The 14,439-nt window shown below is 54.4% G+C and carries 12 protein-coding genes; 2 read left to right on the top strand and 10 right to left on the bottom strand.

Annotated elements, in window-relative coordinates; all coding sequences use genetic code 11:
- Positions 1-64: 64 nt before the first annotated feature.
- The 4 genes from MX657_RS12610 to MX657_RS12595 form a co-directional block, all read right to left on the bottom strand.
- On the bottom strand, positions 65-1,051 hold the full coding sequence (locus MX657_RS12610; RefSeq protein WP_346805920.1) for a CMD domain-containing protein: 987 nt from the start codon (positions 1,049-1,051) through the stop codon (positions 65-67).
- 154 nt (positions 1,052-1,205) lie between these two features.
- Positions 1,206-1,994: an enoyl-ACP reductase FabI gene (fabI, locus tag MX657_RS12605; protein WP_003856831.1), complete on the bottom strand. Its 789-nt coding sequence runs from the start codon at positions 1,992-1,994 to the stop codon at positions 1,206-1,208.
- Positions 1,995-2,269: 275 nt separating this feature from the next.
- Entirely contained in the window at positions 2,270-5,365 is a 3,096-nt protein-coding gene (locus tag MX657_RS12600) for a multidrug efflux RND transporter permease subunit (RefSeq protein ID WP_346805919.1), read from the bottom strand.
- A gap of 229 nt (positions 5,366-5,594) precedes the next feature.
- Positions 5,595-5,981 carry a transporter gene (locus tag MX657_RS12595; RefSeq protein WP_165853337.1) on the bottom strand — a complete coding sequence of 129 codons (387 nt, stop codon included), beginning with the start codon at positions 5,979-5,981 and terminating at the stop codon, positions 5,595-5,597.
- A gap of 271 nt (positions 5,982-6,252) precedes the next feature.
- Between MX657_RS12595 and MX657_RS12590 the strand changes: the two genes are divergently transcribed.
- Together MX657_RS12590 and MX657_RS12585 are read left to right on the top strand one after the other, a co-directional pair.
- The gene (locus MX657_RS12590; RefSeq protein WP_252001729.1) at positions 6,253-6,957 is read left to right on the top strand and encodes a response regulator; all 705 of its coding nucleotides are present in this window, start codon (positions 6,253-6,255) and stop codon (positions 6,955-6,957) included.
- On the top strand, positions 6,954-8,018 hold the full coding sequence (locus MX657_RS12585) for an ATP-binding protein (RefSeq protein WP_346805918.1): 1,065 nt from the start codon (positions 6,954-6,956) through the stop codon (positions 8,016-8,018). Before MX657_RS12590 ends, MX657_RS12585 begins: the two co-directional genes overlap by 4 nt.
- 14 nt (positions 8,019-8,032) lie before the next feature.
- On the opposite strand, the gene MX657_RS12580 is transcribed toward MX657_RS12585, so the two are convergent.
- The 6 genes from MX657_RS12580 to sapA form a co-directional block, all read right to left on the bottom strand.
- Complete coding sequence (locus MX657_RS12580; protein ID WP_119915784.1) at positions 8,033-8,947, bottom strand: ATP-grasp fold amidoligase family protein; 915 nt, start codon at positions 8,945-8,947, stop codon at positions 8,033-8,035.
- A 161-nt stretch (positions 8,948-9,108) separates the two neighbouring features.
- The gene (sapF, locus tag MX657_RS12575) at positions 9,109-9,915 is read right to left on the bottom strand and encodes a putrescine export ABC transporter ATP-binding protein SapF (protein WP_080329299.1); all 807 of its coding nucleotides are present in this window, start codon (positions 9,913-9,915) and stop codon (positions 9,109-9,111) included.
- A gap of 1 nt (position 9,916) precedes the next feature.
- Positions 9,917-10,909 carry a putrescine export ABC transporter ATP-binding protein SapD gene (sapD, locus tag MX657_RS12570; protein ID WP_047958816.1) on the bottom strand — a complete coding sequence of 331 codons (993 nt, stop codon included), beginning with the start codon at positions 10,907-10,909 and terminating at the stop codon, positions 9,917-9,919.
- Positions 10,909-11,799 (bottom strand): putrescine export ABC transporter permease SapC, encoded by an 891-nt coding sequence (sapC, locus tag MX657_RS12565; RefSeq protein WP_346805917.1) that lies wholly within the window; start codon positions 11,797-11,799, stop codon positions 10,909-10,911. The genes sapD and sapC overlap by 1 nt, the downstream gene beginning before the upstream one ends.
- Positions 11,786-12,751 carry a putrescine export ABC transporter permease SapB gene (sapB, locus tag MX657_RS12560; RefSeq protein WP_346805916.1) on the bottom strand — a complete coding sequence of 322 codons (966 nt, stop codon included), beginning with the start codon at positions 12,749-12,751 and terminating at the stop codon, positions 11,786-11,788. The genes sapC and sapB overlap by 14 nt, the downstream gene beginning before the upstream one ends.
- On the bottom strand, positions 12,748-14,388 hold the full coding sequence (sapA, locus tag MX657_RS12555; RefSeq protein ID WP_119915781.1) for an ABC transporter substrate-binding protein SapA: 1,641 nt from the start codon (positions 14,386-14,388) through the stop codon (positions 12,748-12,750). The genes sapB and sapA overlap by 4 nt, the downstream gene beginning before the upstream one ends.
- Positions 14,389-14,439: the final 51 nt, after the last annotated feature.

Here is a 14,439-nt window from a genome sequence, read left to right as displayed (position 1 = left end):
AGCGGCTGACAGTTTTACGCGATTCTCACTGCTACAGCAAGCGGTCTTTAGGGTATGAGTAGGGTTATTCCGCTTTGCCAGACGCGACTTTCAGTCGGTTGATCCACCCCTCAAACGCGCTTTGGGTGAGCAGGGCTATCGCCTGGACGGCAGTCAGTCCGCCTTCCGTGAGCGGAGTAAACTGTGCGGCGCTGAATCGGTCCGGTGAACGTGCCAGTAAGTCGACTGCTGCCGCAAGCGCCGGAGAGGCGTGTGGCGTCGCGACCCTGCTATTTAGCAGGATCTCTCCCGTCAGGTCGAGCAGCGTTGGCTCGTGGCACAGCACCGGCGTCAGTCCCTCAAGCGCGGGTTCTGCCTGCCAGCGGGAAAGTGACTCAAGCTGATGCGCACTCGCATAGCGAAGCTCGACGACGGGCAGAAGCGCCACCCACGCCTCGGTGCACGCTGGCAGGGTATGCGGCTGAATATGATGGCCCGGCAGCCAGCGAACGGGATGGCCGAGCAGGGCCTGAAAGACTGCGACCACGCGCGCCTGAAAGCCAGTGAAGCCGATAATCTGATTGATCGTCACTGTGTCATAGGTTGTCAGCCCCACCTCATCCAGCTGGGTCCGCGCTTTATCATCAATGACGTCGGGCGAGCTGGCGAGCTGGCGGGCATACTGGGTGATTTGTGCCAGCCGTCGGTTGCTTTCGCGCGAGGAGTCAGGACCCGGCAGCGGGGCAAGAAGGGCAGCGTAATGGTTACAGAGCCGCTGAATGCCGCAGGCCTGGGCAACCGTCAATGCGGTGCTTAACCGGTCATAGGCGCTGAGTGTTCGCAGGCGGTTTAGGGGAAGTGAGAGCGGGAACAGCTGGTGGCATAAGGTTCTGGCAGGGGCAAGCCAGCCGGTACAGGCGCCGACAATCTCGTCAGGGAGGGCTAAATCGAGCAAAAAACGATCGTCGACGTTAGCGGCTTCGGGCACCAGGGGCAGCACATCCGACTGCGCGTGGTTTGACTGGGTTTCGTGATACCAGTGGCCTTTGCCGGAAAAACGGCGTTGTTCCATGGGCGTTCCTTGATCTCAAAATGGCGATCAATATCCTGGCGTAAGGCTGATAAAGGGAAAAATATTGTTAGGTGATAACAAATAGCAGAACGGAATAACGAAGGGATGACGCGGAGGGGGAAGCTCTCTTCCCGTGCGGGAAGAGAGCAACAGCTTATTTAATTTCCAGCTCGTTCATTGCAGCGATGTTGAAGCCGCCGTCAACGTGAACCACTTCGCCGGAGATACCTGCGGAAAGGTCAGAGCACAGGAATGCTGCAGAGTTACCGACATCTTCAATGGTAACGGTACGACGAATCGGGGTAACCGCTTCGCAGTGTGCCAGCATTTTACGGAAATCTTTGATGCCGGACGCCGCCAGAGTGCGGATAGGACCCGCAGAGATGGCGTTAACGCGCACGCCTTCCGGGCCCATTGCGTTCGCCATGTAGCGTACGTTAGCTTCCAGAGACGCTTTTGCCAGGCCCATCACGTTGTAGTTAGGGATAGCACGCTCAGCGCCCAGGTAGGACAGGGTCAGCAGCGCTGCGCCCGGGTTCAGCATCGCGCGGCAAGATTTCGCCATCGCAACGAAGCTGTAGGAGCTGATGTCGTGCGCGATTTTGAAGCCATCACGGGTAACCGCGTTCACGTAATCGCCGTCCAGCTGGTCGCCAGGCGCGAAGCCGATGGAGTGAACGAAACCGTCGAATTTTGGCCATGCTTTTGCCAGTTCAGCAAACATGCCATCAATGCTTTCGTCTTGTGCAACGTCACATTCCAGAACAATGCTGGAACCCAGCTGCGCGGCAAATTCTTCAACACGGCCTTTCAGCTTGTCGTTCTGGTAGGTGAACGCCAGCTCAGCGCCTTCGCGATGCATTGCCTGAGCGATGCCGTATGCGATGGACAGTTTGCTGGCAACGCCAGTCACCAGAATGCGCTTACCGGAAAGAAAACCCATAGCTTTAATCCTTATATTCATTGCTTATTTTGCCTTGTAATTCATAGCGTTACAGGCAGTATTTCAAAATCATTCGAAATTAGCTCGAAATTAGCTCGAAATTATAGCCCACTCACAGCCCCTTGTGTCACGCTATTTCTTGTCGATCTCCGAAGACGAATGCACCAAAAGGTGAGGCGCGGGCTGGCATGGGCTCAAAATTTCAGCATTCGTCCAGTATATCACCCGGCAGCAGCTTCGCCTCATCCAACCAGCAAGGTTCCGCTCAGCGGTATTCACACTTTCCTGGTGTTTTCAACGAAACGCGCAACAACAATAAAGAATACCGGGACGAAGAAGATCGCGAGAAGCGTGCCGCTAATCATGCCGCCAAACACCCCGGTGCCGATAGCGTGCTGCGTGCTGTCACTCGCGCCACGCGCCAGCATCAGTGGCACCACGCCTAACGTAAAGGCTAACGATGTCATCAGAATAGGGCGCAGACGAAGGCTTGCGGCCTGTATCGTTGCCGCCAGCAGGGATTGTCCTTCCCGATGGAGCTGCTTTGCAAACTCGACAATCAGAATGGCGTTCTTGGCGGACAGGCCTATCAGGGTAATAAGACCGACCTTAAAGAAAACATCATTCGTCATGCCCGCAACGGAGACGGCAACTACCGCACCGATAAGCCCCAGGGGAACGACCAGCATGACCGCAAAGGGAATTGACCAGCTCTCATACAGAGCGGCGAGCACCATGAACACGACCAGTATCGACAGAACGATCAGACCCGGGAGTTGAGATTCGGATTTTCTCTCCTGCAATGAACTCCCGGCCCACTCGCCGGCCATCCCCTGCGGTAAATCCCGTGACAACATCTCCATAACCTTCATTGCGGTACCGCTGGATGTGCCCGGGGCCGCACTGCCGGTAATGCGGATAGCAGAATATCCCTGATAACGCGTCAACTGCTGCGGCGCAACGTTCCAGGAAAGCATTGCAAATGTAGAGACTGGCACCATCTGCCCCATACGGTTTTTTACCGATAATTTCAGGATCTGCTCAGGCTGCATGCGGTAAGGGGCATCGGCCTGAATAATGACCTGCTGAACGCGGCCGTTGTTGGTGTAGTCATTAACGTAGTTCGACCCCATGGTGACCGAGAGCGTCTGGTTGATTTCATCGAATGAAACGCCCAGCGCTTCCGCTTTTTCCCGGTCAATCTGAAGGGCCAGGCTTGTTCCTTCCGGCAGACCGTCTATATACACGTCACTCAGTTCAGGACGTTGATTAGCCTTCACAACCAGCGCATCGGCCGCTCTCTTTAACGCTCCATAGCCCAGTCCCGCCCTGTCCTGTACGTACCAGGTGAAGCCTGAGGAGGTGCCCATATCCGAAATGGCTGGCGGGAGAAGACTCATCGTGACGCCATCTGAGACGTTAGCCATGCTGGCCTGTATATGGTCGGCTTCATTCTGTGCGGTAGAACCCTGCCGATCTTTCCAGTCCTTCAGCGTGGTGAAGGCCATGGACGAATTCGGTCCCGAGCCTGAAAAACCAAACCCCAGAATCATAATGTTGCTTTCAATATCCGGCCGGGTCGCAATTTCCTCTTCAAATTTTTTCACTACTTTCAGGGTGCGCTGCATGGTGGCATCGGAAGGCAGCTGAATGGAGGACATAAAATAGCCCTGATCTTCATCCGGAAGAAAGGACGAGGGCAGCGAAGAAAGCCCAAAAAACAGCGCAGCACAAAGCGCAACGTACAGCAGCAGCATACGCCCGGTTCGTCTGAGTACCGCGCCCAGCCCGGATTCGTACCACGTCGTGAGGGTACGAAAGCGGGCGTTAAACCCTGCCGCGAACCCGCCACCACCGTGCTTTGCTGCGCTGTGAGGCTTAAGTAGCGTCGCGCAAAGCGCGGGGGTAAGCGTGAGGGCAAGAAATGCCGACAACAGTATGGATACCGCCATGGAAATACAAAATTGTCGATAAATAATCCCGACGGATCCTTCGGCGAAACCCATGGGAATAAAGACGGCGGTAAGCACCAGCGTGATCCCGATAATTGCCGGCGTGATTTCATTCATCGCCTCCCGGGTCGCATCGCGCGGAGAGAGTTGTTTTTCTTCCATCAGGCGCTCGACGTTCTCCACGACCACAATAGCGTCATCTACGATAATCCCAATCGCCAGAACCATGCCGAACATGGTCAGAATATTGATGGAGTATCCACTCAATAGCATCACCGTGAAGGTGCCAAGCAGTGCGACGGGGGCAACAATCGCCGGGATAAGCGTACAGCGTATCTTATGCAGAAACAGCAGCATCACGAGGAAGACCAGGACCATCGCTTCAACAAACGTCTGCACCACCTTCATGATGGAGAGCTTCACAAAAGGCGCGGTATCAAAGGGAACCGTAAACGTCATTCCTTCCGGCAACACCTGAGAAAGTTCGTCGATGCGCGCGCGTACGCCTGCAGCCGTGCTCATCGCATTGGCGCCAGGTGATAGCTGGACTGCCGCAGCCGTTGCGGGCAGCCCATTTTCGCGGATACCGAAAGCGTAGCTTTGCAGGCCGGACTCAATGCGCGCGACGTCGGACAGCTTCAGCCTTGCACCGGACGCTTCTGATTTCAGGGTAATATTCCTGAAAGCCTCTACGGAAGTGAGCTGCCCCTTCACGGTGATCGGATACGTTACGCCTTGCCCTTCAGATGCCGGTTCATCTCCCGTTTTGCCAGGCGAAACCAGGGCATTTTGCTGGCCAACAGCGGTAAGAACATCGCTCACCGAAAGTCCGTAGCTATGAAGCTTCATCGGGTCCAGCCAGATGCGCAGCGCTTTTTCGCCACCAAACAGCTGAATTTTCCCTACTCCAGGTACGCGGCGAAGCTCGTCGCTCACGTGCCGGGCAAAATAATCGCTTAAGTCGGCTTCCTCAAATTTACCGGTTGCGGACTTCAGCCCCACCATCATTAAAAATCCGGAATTGGCCGCCTCGACATTGATACCATTTTGCCTGACCGCCTGTGGCAAACGCGGTTCAACAATTTTGATCTGGTTCTGAAGGTCCATCTGCGCCAGCTTGATGTCCGTGCCGGGCTTAAAGGTCACGGTAATAGACGCAGAACCGGTTGTGTCACTGGACGATTCGAAGTAGAGCAGATTATCGACGCCAGATATTTCGCGCTCAATTAACGACACCACCGATGTATTCATAATATCGGGGCTGGCGCCCGGGTAGGTGACAGAAATAATGATCCCTGGCGGTGCCACCGCCGGATACTGTGCAACCGGCAGTCGGGGGATAGACAATACGCCCGCCAGGACGATAAAAAGCGCCACTACCCAGGCGAAAACGGGACGTTCAATAAAAAAATGAGGCATTAATTTAACTTCCAGATACGTGAATTTCGTCGTCGGTTGATACGCGCTTGCCGATACCCCTGAGGAGAACGACGGTTATTAGTAAGGTTCATCATTATGGGTAACGGGTATGTGGCTATTTCAGTGAGTTATTTTTGTTCAAAGTGGTGTGGTGGAAAGTCTACAACTCGCCTGTTTAGCGGACATGGGCGGTTTATGGAGAGAGTGTGGAGCGAAACAACGCGGTTGTTTATATCATTCTCATGATGAGGTACAGCGGTGAACCGCCAAAAAAGAGAATTAAATAACACTCATAGTAAAACACCAGATCGTTAAAATCTGGCGTAGCGTTCAGCAGCACAGTGAACGTAATAATGAGATAAACAAAAATCACCATTAGCCAGAAGGCGATGAGTAATAATTCTGTGAACGCGCCTGCTTTGTTTTGTATTATCAGAGAGACAACCGAAAGGGCAATGCAGCCATAGATAATGGGGGAAGAGGGTAGCGTTGCGGCGACTTTTTCATCCATTTTATGCATCAGTACCAGCCAGGTATAAAGTAATCCCCACGATAGCAGCAGGAAGAGAGAAAATATGCAGATTTTTTTAGGAGAGAAGTATTTCGAAAGTTCCATGCTCATTATCTCAACCAAATTCAGAAAGCCTTTACGCGTCGAGGGTATTTACCACGTTAAACGGAAGACGGTTTAACTCCGAATAACTATTGTGGACTGACATTGTCGAGTCTTTATTGACGGAATGTGTAGGCTGTATGGAGAAATTGCCGGGCGCTTAAATTAATTCAGGAAATTTTCACGGCCACGGCACTTTTTCCCGGAGCCTGTGTCTTATTGTGCTAAAGATATCTGATAGCGTGCTCAAAGGGATTTTACCCGCGGAGATAAAATGAACAAAAATACTCTAATCCTTGTTGTTGAAGATGAAAACGAAATTGCCGATATACTGATGAGTTACTTAGAGCGTTCTGGGATGAAAACGCTGAGAGCCCGACAGGGCGAGCAGGCGATAGCGCTCAATCGACTCCATAAACCGGATCTTATCTTGCTGGATATCCATCTGCCCGTATGCGATGGCTGGAGCGTACTCACGACGCTCCGTCAGGAAAGTTCTGTGCCCGTCATTATGGTGTCCGCACTCGATCAGGACGTGGATAAGCTGATGGGGCTGAGGCTTGGCGCGGATGATTACGTCATCAAACCTTTCAACCCTTCCGAAGTGGTCGCGCGGGTTGAAGCCGTGCTGCGCAGAACCAGACCCGCTCTCCAGCAGGCGGAGGCCGCGCCTCTCAGGACGACTTTTATTACGGTCTATCCGGACGATTTCTACGTTGAGGTCACCGTGGGCGCAGAAGTGGTCTCGCCAGTATTAACGACCACGGAATTTAAGCTTCTGACTTATCTGGTGAGATTCCCGCGAAAGGTCTGTTCCCGCGAAGAGTTACTCAACGCGTGTCTGCCGGAAGGCGATGCGCTCGACAGAACGGTAGACAGCCATATGAGTAAGCTGCGTAAAAAGCTGGAGCTTGCAGGCCTTTATGGCGTTCCTGAGAGCATCAGGGGGATGGGCTATCGGCTTGGGGAGAAAAAATGAACAGAGACTCTGTCCTGAGTCGACAGATCTTAACGTATATGCTGTTGCTGACGTTTATGATCATTGCCATTGTGGTACTGGGCTCCTGGTTTTTTTACTCGTTTATTCTCGATCACCTCCCCGGCGGTGCCGCTGCGGGTGATGACGAGCAAATGACGATGTGGGACTGGGTGTGGATCGGGACCGCGACAACAATCAGTCTGATAATTGCGATATTTTTAACGATAAAACTTTCTTCGCGAATACTCACCCCGTTAAACGCGGTAGCGTCCAGCCTGAGAAAAATTTCTCAGGGCCAGCTGGACGCCCGGGCTTATTGCGCCAGTTCCCGGCTGGGAGAGGTCAATCATCTGGTCACAGATTTCAATGAAATGGCGGAAAAACTCCAGACGCTGGATATTCAGAGGAAATCCTGGAATGCCGCCATTGCCCATGAGCTGAGAACCCCGGTCACGATTTTACGCGGTCGGCTTCAGGGACTGGTTGACGGCGTTTTTGAGCCGGATCCGCTGCTTTTTAATAATCTTCTCAAGCAGACTGAGGGGTTAACCCGTTTGATTGAAGATCTCCGGGTCATCAGCTCTGACGGCGGGGCGGGTTACACGTTGTATAAATCCAGAACGGACCTCAAAGGCACAATCCAGGATGCGCTTGATACTTTCATGCCCGAGTTCAAACGCAACCAGTTTGCGATTAAGACAGAGATAAGGGAACAGCGATGCGTATTCGATCCATTACGCATCAATCAGTGTCTGGCCGTTCTGTTTGACAACGCATTACATTATTCAACTTCGCGGAAACTCATCGTAAAAAATGGCGTCTCTGATAAAGGCAATTATATCCTTATTCAGGACGGCGGGCCGGGCATCCCAAGGGAATTTCATGATTACTTATTTCAGCCCTTCCAGCGGGATAATGGTGCCAGAGATGCGAATCCTGAAGGATGTGGTCTAGGCTTATCGGTGGTAAAAGCCATCATGCTGGCTCATGGTGGCGATGTAACGTATACCTTATCGAAGCAAAACCACTCCATTTTCAAACTGACCTGGCCCGACGCCTGAGCCCTGGCGGCAGGTCAGCCTGGCCTGCCCGCCGATAGCGTTAACTGCCATATATCGCCTAATTTTGTATCCCAATCCAGAGGGGTAATACGCAGTTTGCCCCGTTTTGGGCTTAAGGTTATTTCACTGAAGTAAATTTCATCGCTTTTCAACATGAGGTCAACGCGGCAGTAGTCAAGACCCTTCGCCAGCTCCTGAGCGGCCAGCAAAGCCTCACGGAACAATTTCGGCTCGCCGGGCGCAACTGGTGTATTAGGATATTCCATCTGGAAGGGCTGTAAATTCCAGTATCGGTCGTAAACGTTGATAAACTCTCTGCCGCGGTCATCCGTATAATCGGCCTCAACATAGTGTGCGACGCCGTGAAAACAGTGAATTCGCAGCATTTCCGGCGTGCTGTTCCTGTCCGCATTATTGAAAAGATCGACATAAGGCTCACACAATATAACGGGTGTAATATTTTTGTACTGCCACTCACGCGTGGTGTAATACAAATTCTTCTTTAATGCGAGAGTAATCTTTTTTCGGGCCTGCCGGTAATTGAACTGATCTTTGTTTGTACAGATTATTGTGCTACCACTGTCATGATTGCACTTAAGGACGAATTGATCGGGCAGTGTTGAAAAATCAATATGCGAAAACCTGCGGTATACCCCAATCAAAGGCACCGCTTTTACGCGCGTTGTTCTGGACGCAACGTATTCGCGGACGGCGAGTTTATCGGCAAGCATTGTATAGAGATTATTATGGTCATAAACCAGGCGATGACATATTTTTTCACTCAACGTCGTGGGTGATTTAATGTCAGGGGTTCTGCCTGATGTCTTTTTGAGTCTTGCAGTATGAAAATTCAGGTCCGTCATGAAATATGAGCGGCATTTTCTGATGAGATACTCTGTGTATTTTAGAACATAAGTGGTGGTGTTCATTTCTTCTCCTCCGTAATGTTCCGGTATTCTGGAGAAGAACTATTGATTGATATTGCTTAAAATGTGGAGCAGGGATGGAGACAAAAAATAAAAGGATTAAATAGCGCACGCAGGCTATTTAATCCTTATTTGAGCGAAGCAATCTGTGTTTACCGCTGCGCTTAACGGTCTTTTCTCCACGCATCAGCCGTCAACGCTTCACCAAAATGACCGGCAATCAGCCTTTTTGTCAGCTCATGAAGCGGGGAGGCCATCACATCCGCGGTGCTGCCGCGCTCGACGACTTCCCCCTGGTGCATGACCATTACCTGGTCGCTGATGTGCTTCATCATCCCCAGATGCTGAGTGACGTAGATATAGGAGATACCCTGCTTTTCCTGTAATTCGAGCATCAGGTTAATCAGCTGTGAACGCATCGACATATCCAGCGAGGCCAGGGCTTCGTCAGCCACGATCACTTTCGGGCGCAAAATTAACGCGCGCGCCAGACCGAGACGCTGTTTCTGCCCTGGAGCCAGCATATGCGGGTAGTAGCTTTCGTGGTCCGGCAGCAGCCCAACCATGCGCAGGGTTTCAACAATGCGCTTACGGCGCGCCTCTGGCTCCAGGTCGGTGTTCAGCCGCAGCGGAAAATCGAGGATCTGCGAAATGCGCTGGCGTGGATTTAGCGAGGTTGACGGATCCTGGAAAATCATACGGATGCGCTGGCTACGGAACGAGTAATCACCAAAGTGCAGAGGATGATCGTCAATCAACACTTCTCCGGCGGTGGGCTCGACCATGCCGGCAAGCATCTTCGCCAGGGTGGATTTCCCGGAGCCGTTTTCACCAATGATCGCCAGCGTCTGCTTTTCACGCAGCGTAAAGCTCAGGGGTTTAACCGCTTCGACCGTCTGACGATGAAACAGGCCCGTACGATAGCGAAAGGTCTTACTCAGGTTGCGGACTTCCAGCAAGGTTTCGACCATTTCACTCTCTCTCCATGTTCAGCGGGAAATGACAGGCGTAAAGATGATTTTTGGCTCCGGTGAGGCGCGGCGTCTCGATGCATTTACGCTGAGCATACGGACAACGCGGTCCCAGACGACAGCCTATCGGCAACGATTCCAGCAGCGGGATCGCCCCCGGCAGGGTATTCAGGCGGCTCTTATGCGGCATGGCGCTGCCAAAATCGGGAATGGCGCGGATAAGCGCCTGCGTGTACGGATGGTGTGGAGCGGTGATCAGGTCTTCGCTAGGAGCAGTTTCGACCGTTTGTCCGCAGTACATCACGTCAATTTTATCCGCCCACTTGCTCAGCATTTGCAGGTCATGGCTGATCAGCAAAATGGTGGTGTTGTTATTCTGATTCAGCCGCGACAGCAGGCGGAAAATTTGCGCCTGAGTGGTCGGCTCCATCGCGTTCGTCGGCTCATCTGCAATCAGCAAACGCGGCTGATTGGCCAGCGCGATGGCAATCATCACTTTCTGACACTCGCCGTCCGTCAGTTCATACGGGAAGCTGCGCATCGCGTCTTTGTGATCTTTGATCCCAACGCGGTGCAACAGCTCGATGGCGCGGCGTTTGCGCCAGCCGAAACGCTGCCACCAGCGGCCTTTATAGGTCCAGCCGGGGATGTTCTGCATCAGCTGTTTGCCCACGCGCTCGGACGGATCGAGACAGGACTGTGGCTCCTGAAAGATCATCGAGACGTTATGGCCGACCAGTTTGCGACGCTCGCGAGGGGAGAGGCGCAGCAGGTCGATATCGTCAAACCGCATACGGTCGGCGGTCACGCGCCAGTTGTCTTTTGCCACGCCGCAGATGGCCTTAGCGATCAGGCTTTTCCCCGAGCCGGATTCGCCTACCAGCCCGCGAATCTCGCCCTCGGCGAGGGTGATACTGATGCGGTCGACGGCTTTAACCCAGCCTTCACCGGTTTTAAACTCGATGGTGAGGTTGCGAATATCAAGAAGCGGCATTATTGCACCCCCGCGTTAATTGCACGGCGAATACCGTCGCCCAGCAGGTTGATCAGCAACACGCTTGCCATAATCGCCGCTCCCGGCAGCATAACCGTCCATGGCGCCACGTAGATCAACTCCAGCGCGTCACCGAGCATCGCACCCCATTCAGGGGACGGCAGCTGTGCGCCGAGGTCAAGGAAGCCGAGCGCAGCGATGTCCAGGATCGCCATCGACAGGGCGCGGGTGATCTCGGTGACCAGCCCGGCGGCGATGTTCGGCAGAACGGCAAACCAAAGAATATTGAAGGTTGTCGCACCGTCCAGACGGGCCGCAACGACATACTCTTTTTCCAGCTCGTCGTGCACCATGCTGTAAACCGAGCGCACGATGCGGGGCAGGATAGCCAGCCAGACGGCGAACATAGCGTGCGACAGATGCGGACCGGCAAAGGCAACCACAATGATCGCCAGCAGCAGAGACGGAATCGACAGCAGCGTGTCCAGAATATGGTTCAGCACTGCCGAGCGCAGGCCATGCGTGGAGCCCGCGAAAATCCCCAGGCCCAGTCCGCAAATCGTCGCCGCGAGGGTCACCACAAACGCGCCGCCCACCGTTGGGGCAGCACCGCTTAACAGGCGGCTCAACACGTCACGTCCGAGGTCGTCAGTGCCCAGGAAGAAAGAGACTTCGCCGTAGCGTGACCAGGAAGGCGGCAGCAGCTGATAGCCAAGGAACTGCTGGTCGATGCCGTAAGGCGCAAACCACGAGCCAAAGGCGCAAAGCAATACCAGCCCGGCGCAGCCATAAAGGCCGATCATTGCCGTGGTATCACCATAGAATTTACGCCACACGGTACGTAGCGCACCGGGTGTGCGCTTTTCACTGTATACGCTATCGTAGGGCATACCATTCCTTATGCTTCAGAGGGTTAGCCATGGCACCCAGAATATCGGACAACACGTTAACAATAATGACCAGCGAACCAATCACCATTACGCCTGCGGAAATCGCGGCGTAGTCCTGCTGGCGGATGGCGTTAATCAGCCAGCGTCCCAGCCCTGGCCAGCTAAAGACCATCTCAGTGATCATCGCCAGAGTGAGCATGGTGGAAAACTGTAATCCCAGACGCGGGATCACCGGCGGCAGGGCGTTGTGCAGGACATTGCGGCGCAGTATGGTCAGGCGCGACAATCCGCGCGTGGCGGCGGCTTTGACGTAGTTCTGGTCAAACACCTCGATGGTGCTCAGGCGCATCAGGCGGATCACTTCGGTGGTGGGCGCAACCGCCAGCGTCAGCACCGGCAATACCATATGGCGCAGGGCGCTGACGATCATCTCATGACGCCACACGGAGTCGGACAGCCACGCGTCAATGATGGCAAAACCCGTCACCGTTTTAACCGTATAGAGCAGATCAAAACGGCCAGAGACCGGTAGCCAGCCCATTGTCAGGGAGAAGAACAGCGTCAGCAGGAGCGCGAGCCAAAAGACCGGTATGGAGAAGCCGAGCAGGGCGAGGGCGCTGATAAACTTATCCTGCCATTTGTTGCGGTAGATCCCGGCCAGCATACCCACGGGAATGCCCACTATCAGGGCAAAGCCGAAGGCCAGAATGCACAGCTCCATTGTCGCCGGGAACACCTCTTTCAGCTGTTGAGAGATAAGCTGCCCGTTAATGCTGGACACGCCGAAATCCCAGTGCAGCAGACCGTTAAACCAGAACAGCCAGGCATCCCACAGCGATGACCCCTGAAGCGGGGCGTGCGGCGTGAAGTAGCTCAGGCTGAAGCCAACGAAGGTCAGCAGAAAGAGCGTCACCAGCAGCAGCAGGAGTCGACGTAAGGTAAAAATAATCATGGTTTTTTCACCTCTTGTTCTTTTTCGCGCGACACGCCGGCGAACGAGGCGTTGCCAAACGGGCTCAGCACCAGCCCTTTAATATCATAGCGATAGGCCTGGAGGCGCAGGGAAGAGGCCAGCGGCAGCACGGGCAATTCCTGTGCGAGGATCTTCTGCGCTTCATCGTATGCGTCGATGCGCGAGGCCAGCTGTTGGGAAGAGAGCGCTTTTTGCAGCACGGCGTCGAACTCCCGGTTACACCAGTGGGCGTAGTTGGTTTGCGAGTTAATCGCAGCGCAGCTCAGCAGCGGCCGGAAGAAGCTGTCCGGGTCGTTACTGTCGGTCGCCCAGCCGGTCAGGGTTAGATCATGATTCATGTCCATCAGGCGCGCCTCCTGGAAACGGCCCTCAACCGGTACGATAATCACTTTGACGCCTACCTGCGCCATATCCGCCTGCAGCAGCTCGGCGGTTTTCAGCGGGCTGGGGTTCCACGCCTGGGAACTGGTGGGCACCCAAAGCTGGAGCGTCAGGTTTTCCGCACCCAGCGCTTTAAGCTGCTCACGCGCCTTTGCCGGATCGTACTCCGTAATTTTAGCCTCACCGTCATAGGCCCACGAGGCGCGCGGTAAAATAGAGGCGGCGGTTTCCGCCGTACCGTAGTAGATCGACTGCATCAGACGCTGGTTGTTGATTGCCAGCGCCAGGGCGTGACGAACGGCAGGGTTGTTCAGCGGCGGCTTATCGGTGTTAAACGCGAGGTATGCGATGTTCATTCCCGGGCGTAACGTCAGGCGCAGGCGCGGATCGTCGCGCAAAATGGTGAGCTGGCTGGCGGCAGGCCAGGCGAGCACGTCGCATTCCCCGGTCAGCAGTTTTGACAAACGTCCCGTTCCGCCTGAACCGAGATCGACCACCACCTGCGGCATCAACGGCGTCCCGCGCCAGAAATGTTCATGCCGCTGCAGGCGAATATATTGCCCCGCGCGGTATTCGGCCAGCTGGAACGGGCCGGTACCCACCGGCTGACGGTCGAGCAGCTCCTGACGATCTTTTTTCGTCAGCTTCGCCGCGTATTCAGCAGACATGACGGAGGCATAGTGGGTCGCCAGATGCCAGAGGAAAGAGGCATCCGGGCGCGTCAGGGTAAACTCAACCGTCCGGTTATCGAGCTTGCGCACGCTTTTCACGGTGTCGGCAAACTGCAGGCTGTCGAAATAGGGGAAGTTACTGCCGTTAACGTTATGCCACGGGTGGTTGCGGTTAAAGATTCGCTGGAAGGTGAAGACCACGTCATCCGCGTTCAGCTTGCGCGTGGGGGTAAACCACGGCGTGCGCTGAAACGCGACATCGTCGCGCAGGCGAAAACGGTAGGTTGCACCGTTGTCCAGCACTTCCCAGCTTTCCGCCAGCTCAGGCACCAGGCGGTAGGTGTACGGGTCAACATCAAGTAGACGGTCATACAGCTGTGCAGCAAGCGTATCCACAATCAGGCCGCTGCCCGCTTTCTGCGGGTTGAAGGTATCCACCTGGCCGCTCACGCAATAGACGAAGCCGCTGTCGCGAATGTCGGGCTGCGGCGTTTGGCCGGGCGCGGCAAACGCCTGGCTGCTGAACAGACCGAGTGCAAATAAGGACGATAAAACCAGACGCATAATTTTTAAGGTTTTTAGGTTCGATCTGCAAAGTGTATCGCACTTACGCCT

The organism is Enterobacter chuandaensis (genome assembly GCF_039718975.1).
GTDB classification, from domain to species: Bacteria; Pseudomonadota; Gammaproteobacteria; order Enterobacterales; family Enterobacteriaceae; genus Enterobacter; species Enterobacter chuandaensis.
The sequence above is the reverse complement of the archived record's forward strand: the minus strand, read 5'-3'. Positions and strand labels throughout refer to the sequence as shown.

Bases quoted from the DNA above. Each gene is read 5' to 3' on its own strand.
- MX657_RS12590 (WP_252001729.1), top strand. From the start codon at position 6,253: ATGAACAAAAATACTCTAATCCTTGTTGTTGAAGATGAAAACGAAATT.
- fabI (WP_003856831.1), bottom strand. From the start codon at position 1,994: ATGGGTTTTCTTTCCGGTAAGCGCATTCTGGTGACTGGCGTTGCCAGC.
- MX657_RS12580 (WP_119915784.1), bottom strand. From the start codon at position 8,947: ATGAACACCACCACTTATGTTCTAAAATACACAGAGTATCTCATCAGA.
- sapB (WP_346805916.1), bottom strand. From the start codon at position 12,751: ATGATTATTTTTACCTTACGTCGACTCCTGCTGCTGCTGGTGACGCTC.
- sapA (WP_119915781.1), bottom strand. From the start codon at position 14,388: ATGCGTCTGGTTTTATCGTCCTTATTTGCACTCGGTCTGTTCAGCAGC.
- MX657_RS12600 (WP_346805919.1), bottom strand. From the start codon at position 5,365: ATGCCTCATTTTTTTATTGAACGTCCCGTTTTCGCCTGGGTAGTGGCG.
- sapF (WP_080329299.1), bottom strand. From the start codon at position 9,915: ATGGTCGAAACCTTGCTGGAAGTCCGCAACCTGAGTAAGACCTTTCGC.
- MX657_RS12610 (WP_346805920.1), bottom strand. From the start codon at position 1,051: ATGGAACAACGCCGTTTTTCCGGCAAAGGCCACTGGTATCACGAAACC.
- sapC (WP_346805917.1), bottom strand. From the start codon at position 11,799: ATGCCCTACGATAGCGTATACAGTGAAAAGCGCACACCCGGTGCGCTA.
- MX657_RS12585 (WP_346805918.1), top strand. From the start codon at position 6,954: ATGAACAGAGACTCTGTCCTGAGTCGACAGATCTTAACGTATATGCTG.
- MX657_RS12595 (WP_165853337.1), bottom strand. From the start codon at position 5,981: ATGGAACTTTCGAAATACTTCTCTCCTAAAAAAATCTGCATATTTTCT.
- sapD (WP_047958816.1), bottom strand. From the start codon at position 10,909: ATGCCGCTTCTTGATATTCGCAACCTCACCATCGAGTTTAAAACCGGT.